11 protein-coding genes are annotated in these 13,564 nt (G+C 71.8%); 9 read left to right on the forward strand and 2 right to left on the reverse strand.

Going from position 1 to position 13,564, the window contains the following annotated elements; translation table 11 throughout:
- Positions 1-29 precede the first annotated feature (29 nt).
- On the reverse strand, positions 30-1,250 hold the full coding sequence (locus tag OG780_RS33790) for an IS30 family transposase (RefSeq protein ID WP_328454596.1): 1,221 nt from the start codon (positions 1,248-1,250) through the stop codon (positions 30-32).
- A gap of 372 nt (positions 1,251-1,622) precedes the next feature.
- On the opposite strand from OG780_RS33790, the gene OG780_RS33795 reads away from it, so the two are divergent.
- A complete protein-coding gene (locus tag OG780_RS33795) occupies positions 1,623-3,104 on the forward strand; it encodes an amino acid permease (protein ID WP_328454598.1) in 1,482 nt (493 codons plus the stop codon).
- A 43-nt stretch (positions 3,105-3,147) separates the two neighbouring features.
- Positions 3,148-3,600 (forward strand): Lrp/AsnC family transcriptional regulator, encoded by a 453-nt coding sequence (locus tag OG780_RS33800; protein WP_015661832.1) that lies wholly within the window; start codon positions 3,148-3,150, stop codon positions 3,598-3,600.
- Between the two features lie 109 nt (positions 3,601-3,709).
- Here OG780_RS33800 and OG780_RS33805 read toward each other — a convergent pair whose 3' ends face one another.
- A complete protein-coding gene (locus OG780_RS33805; protein ID WP_328454600.1) occupies positions 3,710-4,450 on the reverse strand; it encodes a GntR family transcriptional regulator in 741 nt (246 codons plus the stop codon).
- 211 nt (positions 4,451-4,661) lie between these two features.
- Between OG780_RS33805 and OG780_RS33810 the strand changes: the two genes are divergently transcribed.
- The 7 genes from OG780_RS33810 (at position 4,662) to OG780_RS33840 (ending at position 13,561) form a co-directional block, all read left to right on the forward strand.
- Positions 4,662-5,819 carry an ABC transporter substrate-binding protein gene (locus tag OG780_RS33810; protein WP_328454602.1) on the forward strand — a complete coding sequence of 386 codons (1,158 nt, stop codon included), beginning with the start codon at positions 4,662-4,664 and terminating at the stop codon, positions 5,817-5,819.
- The gene (locus tag OG780_RS33815; protein ID WP_328454604.1) at positions 5,816-6,724 is read left to right on the forward strand and encodes an ABC transporter permease; all 909 of its coding nucleotides are present in this window, start codon (positions 5,816-5,818) and stop codon (positions 6,722-6,724) included. Before OG780_RS33810 ends, OG780_RS33815 begins: the two co-directional genes overlap by 4 nt.
- Positions 6,712-7,530 (forward strand): ABC transporter permease, encoded by an 819-nt coding sequence (locus OG780_RS33820; RefSeq protein WP_328454606.1) that lies wholly within the window; start codon positions 6,712-6,714, stop codon positions 7,528-7,530. Before OG780_RS33815 ends, OG780_RS33820 begins: the two co-directional genes overlap by 13 nt.
- A 2-nt stretch (positions 7,531-7,532) precedes the next feature.
- On the forward strand, positions 7,533-8,594 hold the full coding sequence (locus OG780_RS33825) for an ABC transporter ATP-binding protein (RefSeq protein ID WP_328454608.1): 1,062 nt from the start codon (positions 7,533-7,535) through the stop codon (positions 8,592-8,594).
- Between the two features lie 511 nt (positions 8,595-9,105).
- Positions 9,106-10,590, forward strand: coding sequence for an HAD-IA family hydrolase (locus OG780_RS33830; protein ID WP_328454610.1), 1,485 nt, complete (start codon positions 9,106-9,108; stop codon positions 10,588-10,590).
- A 174-nt stretch (positions 10,591-10,764) separates the two neighbouring features.
- Positions 10,765-13,068, forward strand: coding sequence for a sensor histidine kinase (locus OG780_RS33835; protein WP_328454612.1), 2,304 nt, complete (start codon positions 10,765-10,767; stop codon positions 13,066-13,068).
- Complete coding sequence (locus OG780_RS33840) at positions 13,058-13,561, forward strand: roadblock/LC7 domain-containing protein (protein WP_326788955.1); 504 nt, start codon at positions 13,058-13,060, stop codon at positions 13,559-13,561. The genes OG780_RS33835 and OG780_RS33840 overlap by 11 nt, the downstream gene beginning before the upstream one ends.
- Positions 13,562-13,564 lie beyond the last annotated feature (3 nt).

The following is a 13,564-nucleotide window of genomic DNA, read 5'->3' on the forward strand; positions in this document are numbered from 1 at the left end:
AGGGGTCGTCGCAACAACGGTCGTGTTGATCAGGCCGTGAGGAGTTTATGCAGCCGCTCGGCTGGGGTTTCCCAGCCGAGCGTTTTGCGTGGGCGGCCGTTGAGTTCGGCGGCGACCGCGTCCAGGTGCTCACGGGTGTGGACGGACAGGTCGGTGCTCTTGGGGAAGTACTGCCGCAGCAGCCCGTTGGTGTTTTCGTTGGAGCCGCGCTGCCATGGGCTGGCCGGGTCGCAGAAGTAGACCGGGACTGCGCTGGCAATGGTGAACTCGCGGTGACGGCCCATCTCGCTGCCCTGGTCCCAGGTCAGTGACCGCTTCAGATGGGCGGGCAGTGTCTGGACCGTCTCGACCAGGGCATCGCGGACCGGTTCGGTGCCCCGGCCGTTCGGCAGGTGCAGCAGCATCACGTAGCGGGTGGAGCGCTCGACGAGCGTGCCGATGGCAGAGGTGCCGTCCTTGCCGATGATCAGGTCGCCTTCCCAGTGACCGGGCACGGCCCGGTCCTCCGCTTCAGCGGGTCGTTCGCTGATCATCACCATGGGGTCGCGGAAGCGGGGCTGGCGCTGCTGGGCCTGGCGGCGGGGCTTGCGCCGGACGCGACCGGTCCGTAGTGCCTTGGCAAGCTCACGGCGCAGCTCGCCTCTGCCCTGGACGTAGAGGGCCTGGTAGACGGTCTCGTGGACCACGTGCAGCTCCGGCCGTTGGGGGAAGCGGGTGCGCAGGGCCTGGCATATCTGCTCCGGACTCCATCGCAGGTCCAGATGCTCCTGGATGAAGGCGCGCAGTTCCAGGTTCTGGGCGATCTTCCCCGGCTTGGGGCGGGGGCGCCGGCTGTCGGCCCGGGCCTGGGCCGAGTGCGGGCGGTAGTGCCGGGCTCCGCGCGGGTCGACCGTGCCGTTGCGGCGGATCTCCCGGCTGATCGTGGAGGGGCTGCGGCCCAGCTCGGCGGCGATCTGCCGGATCGTGGTCTTCTCCCGCAGCCGGTCGGCGATATGGATCCGGTCGGCTTCACGGAGGTGGCGGGAAGGACCCGAAGGCGCCACCGCAGGGATCGGTGGCGCCCCGACCGTCCTGCCGGACGGGGCGCGGCCGTTACGCCACCGCTTTCCCGTCCGGTAGTTGATCCCGACGATCCGGCACGCTTCCACACTGCTCATGCCCTGTTGCACGAGCTGAAGGTAAATGCGCCGTTCCTCGGTCAACCTACGGCGTCCCTGGTTGACCGACCGGTCCCGAATCTCGAAGTCCATCGCACTCCCCAACTGGGGTGTTGCGACGACTCCTAGAACTCAAGGCCGGGAGCGGGGGCCGTACGCGTGGGAGGCCGTTCCACGGACCGGCGTACGGCGGTCGTCCGGGGGTCTTCGCGGCTCTTTGACCGTCGGGAAGTCGCCTTGCGCAACCATCGAAAGGGCCCGCGCAACGAACGTACGCCGGGATGGGATGAACGCAACGATCTTGCGGAGATGCGCAAGGTTGCTGCATTACGCCCGTGAAGCCCGAACTCATAGGGTCGAGCGCTGTACACAGGCGTGGCGGGGACCCCGCTCGGCGGGTCCCGGCTGTCAGGGGTCCCGCCGGTTCCCGTCCTCTTCGACCGGCAGCGATGAAGGAGCCAGCGCGTGCTCGACCAAGGTGCACCCCCGCAGTCCCCACCCACGTCAGCCCCGCCCACCCCCGGTGTCGGCGCGCGTCTCCTGCGCCGCAAGCCGGTGGAACGCCTGGTGGAGGAGGGCGGACAAGGTGAGGGGGGCTCGCTGCGGCGTTCCCTCGGCCTGTGGCAGCTCACCATGATCAGCATCGGTGCCACGCTCGGCACCGGAATCTTCGTGGTCCTCGGCGAGGCCGTCCCCAAGGCCGGTCCCGCGGTCACCCTGTCCTTCGTCATCGCCGGTCTCACGGCCCTCTTCTCCGCCCTCTCCTACGCCGAACTCGCCGGCACCATCCCGGTCGCCGGATCCTCGTACTCCTACGCGTACGCAACGATGGGCGAGCTGATCGCCTGGATCTGCGGCTGGTGCCTGGTCCTGGAGTACGGCGTCTCGGTCGCGGCCGTCGCGGTCGGCTGGGGCGAGTACCTGAACGAGCTGCTCGACGGCACCATCGGCGTCACCATCCCGGACGCGCTGTCCGCGCCGCCCGGCGACGGGGGCGTCTTCAATCTGCCCGCGCTCATCGTCGTCCTGCTCGCGATGGCGTTCCTGCTCGGCGGAGCGCGCGAGTCGGCGCGCGCCAACACGATCATGGTGGCCGTGAAGATCGCCGCTCTCGTGCTGTTCTGCGCCATCGGAGTCCAGGGCTTCCGCTCCGGCAACTACGAGCACTTCATGCCGCTCGGCATGGCGGGCGTCAGCGCCGCCGGTGCCACCCTGTTCTTCTCCTACATCGGCTTCGACGCCGCCTCCACCGCCGGTGAGGAGGCCAAGGACCCGCAGCGCGACCTGCCGCGCGCGATCATGCTCTCGCTGGTCATCGTGACCGCCCTGTACGTCCTCGTCGCCGCCGTCGCCGTCGGTGCGAAGCCCTGGCGGGGATTCGGCGACTCCGAGGCCGCCCTCTCCGGGATCATGAAGGACGTCACCGGGCAGACGTTCTGGGGCACGCTGCTGGCGGCCTGCGCGGTCGTCGCCATCGCGAGTGTCGTGCTGACCGTGCTCTACGGCCAGACCCGCATCCTGTTCGCCATGGGCCGGGACGGCCTGGTGCCCAAGGTGTTTGCCCGGGTCCACCCGAAGACCGGCACGCCCCGCGCCAACACGGTCATCGTCTCGCTGTTCTGCGGCGTCCTCGCGGCCGCGATCCCGCTCGGCCAGCTCGCCGACGCCACCAGCATCGGAACGCTGTTCGCCTTCGCGCTGGTCAACGTCGCCGTCGTCGTGCTGCGCCGGACGCGTCCGGCGATGCGCCGTACGTTCCGGGTTCCGCTCGCGCCGGTGCTGCCCGCGATCGGCTTCCTGCTGTGCGTGTGGATGATGGCCAGTCTCTCCGCCGTCACCTGGGTGGTCTTCGGGGTCTGGATGGCCGTCGGGCTCGTGTTCTACTTCAGTTACGGCTACCGCCGGTCCCGGATGGCGACCGCGGAAACCGTCGCCGAGCAGCAGTAGAACCCGTCGCAGGAACCCCTCGCAGAAAAGTGAACCACCCGCAGTGCTGAACGATCTCGACGAACGCATCGTGCACGCCCTCGCCGAGGACGCCCGTCGCTCCTACGCGGACATCGGGCAACTGGTCGGCCTGTCCGCGCCCGCCGTGAAGCGGAGGGTCGACCGGCTGCGGGCCACCGGGGCCATCACCGGGTTCACCGTACGGGTGGACCCGGCGGCGCTCGGCTGGGAGACGGAGGGCTTCGTCGAGATCTACTGCCGCCGGAACACCTCGCCGGAGACCATCCAGCGCGGTCTGGAGCGGTACCAGGAAGTCGTGGCCGCCTCCACCGTCACAGGGGAGGCGGACGCGGTGGTGCAGGTGTTCGCCTCCGACATGCGTCACTTCGAGCGGGTGCTCGAACGAATCGCGGGGGAGCCGTTCGTGGAGCGGACGAAGTCCGTGCTCGTGCTGTCGCCGCTGCTGCGGAGGTTTTCCTCGGGGTCGCCTACATAGTCGGCGCCCCCGTAACCGCAGGTGCGCCGCAGGCGGTGGGGGTTGTGACTCTGCGCGGCCGCGGGCCCGTAGTGGCTGGGCGCGCAGTTCCCCGCGCCCCGTCAGGCGCTTACTCCGCCGTCTTCCTCGCCAAGGCGTTGTTGCCGATCGAGTTGTGGACGCTGAAGCTCACCGCGTCCGAGCGGTAGCGGTCGTCGGACCACTCCACCGGGCGGCCCTCGCGTGTGGTGGTGACCCTGCGGACGCGCAGAAGGGGACTGGTGCGACGGACTCCGAGGAGGTCGGCGTCCTGGGCGCCCGCCGCGACGGCGTCGATGACGTGCTCGCCGTACGCGAAGACCAGGCCGGTGTCCTCGAGGAGCCGCTGGGTGACGGACGGGCACTCGGGTTCGATCGCCGCGACGGCGGGGGAGATCCAGTCCGCGTACACCGTGCGCTCCAGCAGCACCGGTTCGCCGTCCAGTCCCCGGACCCGCAGCACGTGCAACACCGGCGTCCCCTCCTGGAGTTGGAGGCGGACGACGTCCTCAGCCGTCGCCGGACGGTACTCCTGGGCCACCACGTGTCCCGTCGCCTCGCGCCCCATCGCCCGCGCCCACTGGGCGAAGCTGCGCAGTTCGGCGAAGCTCTGGCTGCGACGGCCGGCCAGGACCACGCGCCGGGCGCCCTGGCGCGATCCGATGAGGCCCTCGGCGGTCAGGGCCGCGACGGCCTGGCGGACCGTGCCGCGCGCGACGCCGTAGTGGGCCGCGAGGTCCGTCTCCGCCGGCAGCAGACTGCCCACGGTGTACTCCTCGCGGTCGATCGCCCGCCGCAGCTCCTCGGCGATCTCCTCGTGTCGCGCCGCCATTCTTCCCCTCTGATTCGACTGCTGTGCACAGCTTGATCAGCCTAATCGACATCGGGCGGTGATCCGCGGCGGCCGGGATTGTGCAGGGAATAGGGGGTCACGGTTTCATCAAAGTTTACGAACAGGACACCATCGGCGGGCCTACTGGGGCCAACTTGTTCAGACAAGTTCTCCGTCCCGCCCCACCCTCGTGCGTCACCCTGGAGAGACCGTGACCGTGTTCCTGCCGAGGACCGCCCTCCTCACCGGAGGCCTCGCCGTCGCCGCAGCGCTGACCCTGAGCGCCTGCGGCGCCGCTCCCGACGACAAGGCGACCACCGCCGACGGCAAGAGCGCGGCCACCGCGACCTCCGCCGCGGACTTCGGCGGTCTCGACGCCCTGGTCAAGGCCGCGAAGAAGGAGGGCACGCTGCACGCGATCGCCCTTCCCCGCGACTGGGCCAACTACGGCGCCCTCATCGACGGCTTCACCAAGAAGTACGGCATCAAGATCCAGGTCGAGAGCCCCGACGGCTCCAGCCAGGACGAGATCAACGCCGTCACCTCGCGCAAGGGCCAGGACCGCGCTCCCGACGTCCTCGACCTCGGCAGCTCCTTCGCGCTGAGCGCGGCCCAGCAGGGTCTGCTCGCCCCGTACAAGGTGACCGCCTTCGGCGACCTCCCCGAGGGGCAGAAGGACACCGCGGGCCGCTGGTTCAACGACTACGGCGGCTACATCTCCATCGGCTGCGACGCCAAGAAGGTCAAGGAGTGCCCCACGACCTTCAAGGACCTGCTCAAGCCGCAGTACAAGGGCCAGGTCGCGCTCAACGGCAACCCCACCAAGTCCGGTTCCGCCTTCGGTGGCGTGTACGCCGCCTCCCTGGCCAGCGGCGGCTCCTTCGACGACATCCAGCCCGGCCTCGACTTCTTCGCCGAGTTGAAGAAGAACGGCAACTACACACCGGTGGAGTCGACCCCGGCCACCGTCGAGAAGGGCGAGACGCCCATCAGTATCGACTGGGACTACCTGAACGCCGGATACGCCGACGAGTTCAAGTCCAAGGGTGTCGACTGGAAGGTCGCCGTGCCCGGCGACGGCCAGTTCTCCCAGTACTACTCCCAGGCCATCAACAAGGACGCCCCGCACCCGGCGGCCGCCCGCCTGTGGCAGGAGTACCTCTACAGCGCCGAGGGCCAGAACCTGTGGCTCAAGGGATACGCCCGCCCGGCCCTGATGACCGCGATGGAGAAGGCCGGCACGCTCGACAAGACCGCCGCCGCGAAGCTCCCCGCCGTCTCGGGCACCCCGAGCTTCCCGACCGAGGCCCAGCAGAGCAAGGCCAAGACCGTGCTCGCCCAGGGCTGGGGCAAGGCCGTCTCCGGATGACCACCGCTCTCACCGAGGCCCCGGCCGACGTGACGCCCGCCGCTGCCCACGGGCAGCGGCGGCGCCGCCGCACCACCGGCCCGCTCGCCGTCCTCCCGCTGCTCGTCTTCGTGGCGGTCTCCTTCGGTGTCCCCGCGCTCGCCATGCTCAACGGCGCGTTCACCGTCAAGGACCAGGCCACCGGCGCCAGTTCGTACACCACGGCCAACCTGACCGGCTCGTTCCAGGGCGCCTACCTGACCGCCCTGATCGGCAGCGTCAAGCTGTCCGCCGTCTCCGCCGGACTCGCGACCGTCCTCGGACTGCCGCTCGCGCAGGCCGTGGTGACCTCCCGGTTCCGCGCGCTGCGCGAGGCCGTGCTCACCGCCTCCGGCGTCCTCGCCAACTTCGGCGGCGTCCCGCTGGCCTTCGCCTTCGTCGCCACACTCGGCAACTCCGGTGTACTCACGAGCCGTTTGAACCTCACCGAACATGGCTGGAACCTCTACAGCTTCTGGGGTCTGGTCGTCGTCTACCTGTACTTCCTGATCCCGCTCATGGTCCTCACCATCACGCCCGCCCTCGACGGCCTGCGCCCCCAGTGGCGCGAGGCGGCGCGGAACAACGGCGCGACCTCGGCGCAGTACTGGCGGCACGTGGCCCTGCCCGTCCTCGCGCCCTCGCTCCTGGGCGGGCTCGTGCTCCTCTTCGGCAGCGCCTTCGCCGCGTACGCCACGGCCGCCGCCATGGTGGGCAGTGCGGTGCCGCTGGTCACCCTCCAGATAGCCGACGCCATCTCCGGCAACGTGCTGGTCGGCCAGGAGAACGTGGCGCTCGCCCTCAGCCTCGACATGGTCCTCATCGCGGGCCTGGTCATGGCCGTGTACCTGCCCCTGCAACGACGGAGCGCGCGATGGCTCGCCTGAACCTGTGGCGCTGGGTGGTCCTCGCCCTCGCCGCGCTGTACTTCCTGGTGCCCATGGCCGCGTCCGTGCTCTTCACGGTCGACGTGCCGGGGCAGGGCGTCACCCTCGACGCCTACACCTCGATCGTGTCCGCCGACGGCTTCGTCTCCAGCCTGCTCCTCTCGCTGGAACTCGCCGTAGCGACCATCGCCGTGGTGCTGCTCCTGATGGTGCCCGCCATGGTCGCGCTGCGGCTCGGCTCGCCCCGGCTGCGGCCCGTCGTCGAGGTGGTGTGCTCACTGCCGCTCGTCGTGCCGCCGATCGCGTTCGTCGCCGGCATCTCCACCGTCCTCAAGTGGGGGCCCGAACACCTCGCGCGCACCCCGCTGTTCCAGACCTTCGTGGCGATCCAGGACCCGGGCTTTCCCGTCGTCCTCGTCCTCGCGTACGTCGTGATGGCGCTGCCGTTCGTGTACCGGGCCCTGGACGCGGGACTGCGCGCCGTCGACGTGCGCACCCTCGTCGAGGCCGCCCGGAGCTGCGGGGCGAGCATGCCACAGGCGCTCGTGCGGGCGGTGCTGCCCAATCTGCGCGGCGCGCTGCTCAACGCCTCCTTCCTCACCCTGGCCCTGGTGCTCGGTGAGTTCACGGTGGCCAGCCTGCTCGGCTACCAGCCCTTCGCCGTGTGGATCTACAGCGTCGGCGGCTCGCAGGCCCAGATGTCCGTCGCCGTCTCCGTGCTCAGCCTGTTCCTCACCTGGGCACTCCTTCTCGCGCTCGCCGTCCTCGGCGGCCGCTCCCGTACCGCTTCCGCCTCCCGGGGATGAACATGACCGTCGCCACGCTCGACAAGGCCGCCACCGTCGAATTCCGCGGACTCAGGAGGGAGTTCGGTCCGACCGTCGCCCTCGACGGCCTCGACCTCGCCGTCCGGCCCGGTGAACTGCTCGCCCTGCTCGGCCCCTCCGGCTGCGGCAAGACCACCGCGCTGCGCATGCTCGCCGGCTTCGAACACCCCGACTCGGGCGAGGTGCTGGTCGACGGCGAGGACATCACCCGGGTTCCGGCGCACCGCCGCGACGCCGGGATGGTCTTCCAGTCGTACAGCCTCTTCCCGCATCTGAGCGCTCTCGACAACGTGGCCTTCGGACTGCGGATGCGCAAGGTACGTACGGCCGAACGGCGTTCCCGGGCAGCCGAGTTGCTCGACCTCGTGGGCCTCGGGGACAAGGGCGAGCGGTTTCCGCACCAGCTTTCCGGCGGCCAGCAGCAGCGCGTCGCGCTGGCCCGCGCGCTCGCCCTGCGGCCGCGCGTCCTGCTGCTCGACGAGCCGCTGTCGGCGCTGGACGCCAAGGTGCGGCTGTCGCTGCGCGAGGAGATCCGCCGGCTCCAGCTCGAACTCGGCATCACCACCCTGTTCGTGACCCACGACCAGGAAGAGGCGTTGTCCATGGCGGACCGGGTCGCGGTGATGCGGGCCGGCCGGCTGGAACAGTGCGCGTCGCCCGCCGACCTGTACGGGCGTCCCGCCACCGCCTTCGTCGCCGAGTTCGTGGGCACGATGAGCCGGATCCCGGGGACCCTCGACGGCGACCGGGTCGAGGTGCTCGGCCGACGGCTGCCGGTGGACGGGGACGCGCCCGCACCGGGGGAGGTGGATGTCCTGGTACGGCCGGAGGCGGTCCGGGTGAGCGCCGACGCGTCGGGTGGGGCCCGGGTCGTGGCCACCGCGTTCCTCGGCGCGGCCACCCGGGTGACCGTGCGGCTCGCCGACGGCACCGAGGTCAAGGCCGACCTGCCCACGCACGAGGCCGCGACGCTCGCGGCGGGCGCCGCCGTGACCGTCGCCCTGCCGGACCGTCCGGTCCTGGTCGCCGAGCGCACGAGCTGAGAAGCGCCCGGTGCCGCCCCGGACCAGGGGTACCCTCCCCGGCCGGCGGCCGGCGGCCAGCGGCTTCCGATGACCGGTCATCGGCTCCCGGCCCAGGCTCCCAGCCCCGGCTTCCGGTCACCGGCCTCCGGCCCCGGCTCCCGGCCTTGGCCTCCGGCTCTTGGCTCAGGGCCTCCGGCTTTCGGTCCCGGTTCTTGGCCCCCGCCCCGGGCTTGGCCCTCGGCCCCCGGCCCCCGGCCCTCGGCTCAGGGCCTCCAGCTTTCGGCTCCTGGGCTCTTGGCCCCGGCCTCCGGCTTCGGGCCTTGGCCCCGGCTCCCGGTCTCTGACCCGACCCCTGCCCGTGACCCTGCCCCCTGCCCGTGACCCCGACCCTCGGCCGCACGTGCCGCCCCGTGCCTGCGGCTGGGGATGCCGCCCCGGCCCCGGGGTCGAGGCGGTCGCCCCCGACGTCCGGGGCCGGGGCGGAGCCACCGTTCCACGCTCGATCCCCCCACCGAAGAAAGAGATCACCGTGACCCGTCGCACCACCGCCCGACCTCCCCTCCAGGCCGTTCTGTTCGACATGGACGGCACGCTCGTGGACACCGAGCGGCTGTGGTGGGAGGCGGTGGAGGAGGTGGCCGACGGGCTCGGGCACGTACTGACGGCGGCCGATCAGCCGCATGTCCTCGGACGGCCCGTCGAGCACACCGCCGCATGGCTGGCCGACGTCACCGGCGCGCCGGGAGAGGAGACCGCCGTCGAGCTGCACCGGCAGTTCGCGGACCGGGTCCGTACGGGCGTCGTGCCGCGTCCCGGGGCGAGGGAACTGCTCCGGGCGCTCGCCCGCGAACGCGTGCCCACCGCCCTCGTGACCGCCTCCCCGCGCGCGGTCGCCGACACCGTGCTGGAGGTGCTCGGCGCCGGACACTTCGCCGTTTCCGTCACCGCCGACGACACCGGGCGCACCAAGCCCGCCCCCGACCCCTACCTCGCCGCCTGTCGCGCCCTCGGTGTCGACCCCGCGGCCTGCGTCGCCGTCGAGGACACCCAGACCGGTGTCACCTCGGCCGAGTCGGCCGGCTGTGCCGTCCTCGCGGTGCCCTCGCTCGCGCCGATCGAGCCCGCGGCCGGCCGGACCGTGCTCGGCAGCCTGGAGGGCGTCTCCCCGGCCCGGCTGCGGGCCATGGTCACCCCGGGTGAGCTGCGGGTGATGAGCTGGAACCTCTGGTTCGGCGGCACCAGGGTCGACGGGTACCGCGAGAAGCAGCTCAAGGTCATCACGGAGACCGGCGCGGACGTGGTCGGTCTCCAGGAGACGTACGGGGACGCGGCCCGCGAACTTGCCGACGCCCTCGGCTGGTACCACCACCGGGCGGGCGACAACCTCGGCGTCATCAGCCGCCACCCGATCACCTCCGTGCTCGGCGACCCGGACGTCGGCTTCTACGGGGGAACCGGGGTCCGGATCGAACTGGACGGCGGGCGGCGGGTGGACGTCTGGAGCGTCCACCTCGACTGTGCGCCGTACGGTCCCTACGAGGCCCGCTTCGACGGGCTCCCGGCGGCCGGACTGATCGCGCACGAGAGCGGCCGGCTCGCCCGGATGCGGGAGATCCTGCGGAGGGTCGCCGACACCCGCGACGAGTCCGTGCCGGTCGTCCTGACGGGTGACTTCAACGTGCCCTCGCACCTGGACTGGCCCGATGTCGCCTGGCCGGTGACGCGGGCCGCCGAGGAGGCGGGGCTGCGCGACTCCTACCGGGAGGCCCACCCCGACCCGGTACGGGATCCGGGACACACCTGGTCGCCCGTCCACGCCGAGCACGAGGACGGCAGCGGGCGCCCGGAGCCGCAGGACCGGATCGACTTCGTCCTGCACCGGGGCCTGGCCGTCCTCGACTCCCACACCCTGGTCAGCGGTGATCCGCGGCCCTGGCCGGATGTCGCGGGCAACGACTGGCCCTCCGATCACGCGGCGGTCGTCACCGTCTTCACCGTGCCGAGGGGCGACTGACGGGACGGATCCGGTGACGGCGCGCAGCGCGCGTTGAACGCTCAGTCAGTCCGGACCATTGCGGTCCGGGCGCGACATCGACTAGTTTGAGCCGCGCGCCCGCTACCCGCGAGTAACACACGGGTCACCACACGTCACCCGGCAGCCCGACCGTCCCGTCGTCCTGGGGAGACCATGCGCTGGCCCTTCGGCCGTACGCCCACGGTCCGTTCGCGGATCGTGGCCCTCTCGATCGCTCCGGTGATCGCCCTCATGACGCTGTGGAGTTTCGCCATGGTGTCCGTCACCGGCGATCTGCGCGCACTCGTCCGTCTGCAGGATGTCTACAACACCTTCGGCACTCCGGCCGACACGGCGATCGGCCAGATCCAGATCGAACGCCGCCTCGCCGCCGCGTACCTGGGCGCGAAGCGCGGGACGACGGCGGGCGTCGACCTGCTGACACAGGAACGCCGCACCGACCGCGCCGTGACCGCCCTGCGCGCGGCGGTCAGGGACGGGGACCGCAGCAGCCTCTCCGGACAGCAGCGCCAGGCGCTCGACGCCCTGCTCCACTCCGTCGACGGGCTGGAGGGGCTGCGCGGCCGGGTGCTGGCACACACCGTCACCTGGGACCGGGCCGTGGCCGAATACAGCACCCTGGTGGAACCGTCCTTCGACGTCCAGTCCGCGCTCACGGCGCTCCAGGCGGGACAACTGGCACGTGAGGCCCAGGTCGTCGTCGAGCTGGTGCGGGTACGGGAGTTCGTGTCGCGTGAGGACGCGCTCGTCGCCGGGGCACGGGCCGCCGGCACGCTCACCGACCGCCAGTACGACACCCTCACCGCGACCATCGAGGACCGCCGGGTCTTCGAGCAGACCTATGTGCCCGACCTGCCGGCCGACTCGCGCGCCCTCTTCGAGACCTTCCAGCGCGACGACCTGCACCGGGAACTGACCCGGGGCGAGGACGCCCTGCTGCGGGCGGGCGCGCGGCAGGCGGGCGAGGCCGTCGCGGCCGGCACCTGGCGCACCACCAGCGACCGCGCAGTCAAGCGGTACATGCGGCTGTGCACCCAGTCCGCGATCAACTCCGCCGCGCGCGGGCGGGCGTTCGCCTACCGGGAGCTGACCAAGGCGGCGATCGTCGGTGTGCTCGGACTGGCAGCCGTCGGACTGTCCCTCTGGTTCGCGGTGCGCGGCGCCCGGCGCATCTCGCGCCGTCTGGAGTCGCTGCGCGACGCCGCCGACCTGCTGACCAACCGCCAACTGCCTCAGGTCATGGAGCGGTTGGGCGCCGGTGAGGAGGTCGACGCGGCCGCCGAGGCGCCGCCGCTGGCGGACGTGGAGGCGGTGGCCGACGAGATCGGCCAGGTCGGCCGGTCCTTCAACACCGCCCGGCTCGCCGCCGTCGAGGCCGCCGTCAAGCAAGCCACCCTGCGCCGCGGGCTGTTCGCGGTGCTCCTGAACATCGCCCGCCGCAACCAGGCGCTCGTCCACCGCCAGCTCAAGCTGGTCGACACGCTGGAGCGCCGTACCGACGACCCCGACGTGCTGGACGACCTGTTCCGGATCGATCACCTCACCACCCGCATGCGGCGCCACGCGGAGAGCCTCATCATCCTCTCCGGCTCGGCCCCGGGCCGCCGTTGGCGAAGGCCGGTGCCCCTCGCCGAGGTGGTGTCCTCTGCGGTGAGCGAGATCGAGCAGTACACGCGCGTCGTGGTCCCCCCGATGCCCGAGGTGGGTGTCGCGGCGGACGCCGTCGCCGACGTCGTGCACCTGATCGCCGAACTCGTCGAGAACGCCACCGTGTTCTCGCCGCCCCGTACCCAGGTCACCCTGCGCACCGGGCGGGCCGGGAGCGGGTTCGTCCTGGAGATCGACGACCGGGGTCTCGGCCTCGAACCCGACCAGATCGACGAGGCCCACCGCACCCTCACCACACCGGAGGACTTCGACCCGACCCGGCACGACCGGCTCGGCCTGTACGTCGTGGGCCGGCTCGCCGCACGGCACGGCATCAAGGTCACGCTGTGCCGCTCCCCGTACGGCGGTACGACGGCGGTGGTGCTGCTCCCCGAGGCCGTCCTCGCACCGGTGGAGACCACGCACCCGGCGGCGGACACGGCTCCGGTGGCGCTTCCCACCCGGACCGCCACCGCGCTCCTGCCGGCGCAGCGCAAGGCGTCCGGGGAACAGAAGGCCGGCTCCGTGCCGCCGGAAGCCCCGGAACCGCCCGTGCTGCCCACCCGGGTCCGTCAGCGCGCCCTGGCCCCGGAGCTGCGCACCGCGGCACCGGTGGCCGACGAGACGCCGGAACGTGAGATCACGCCGGAGGAGATGCGCGCGGTCTTCGGAGCCTTCCAGCGTGGTCTCGACCGGGGCCGCAAGGGACTGCCCGCGGAGCCGGGCACCGGCGGGTCCGGCTCCGTGCCGTCCGGCCCCGCCCAGCGAACCGACACAGAGGAAGGGACGGACGCCGACGATGCGCCCTGACCAGCTCCCAGAGCACCCCGCCCGGACCCTGGAGGCCCGGCACCCGGATCCGGCGGGCGGTGGCCTCGGGTCCGGGGACGACGCCGACCGACCCGGCACCGATCTCGGGTGGCTGCTCGACGATCTCGTGGCCAGGACCGACCACGTCCGCCAGGCCGTGCTCCTCACCGCCGACGGCCTCCCGCTGAGCTGCTCGGACGGTATGCGCAGACGGGACATCGAACACCTCGCCGCCGTCTGCTCGGGTTTCCACAGCCTCGCCCTCTCGGTGGGCGAGCGCTTCGCCGCGGGCGGGGTGCGCCAGACCATGGTGATGCTCGACGACGCCTACCTCTTCATCACCCCGGCGGGTGACGGGAGCCGGCTCGCCGTGCTGAGCGAGGTGCAGACGGACGTCGGCCAGCTCGCGCACGAGATGGAACTGCTCGTCCGCCGCGTCGGCCGCCACATGGCCGCCGCCGTACGCTCGGCGGCCGACCCCGCGGGCCACTGATCC

The organism is Streptomyces sp. NBC_00386 (genome assembly GCF_036063235.1).
Taxonomy (GTDB): domain Bacteria; phylum Actinomycetota; class Actinomycetes; order Streptomycetales; family Streptomycetaceae; genus Streptomyces.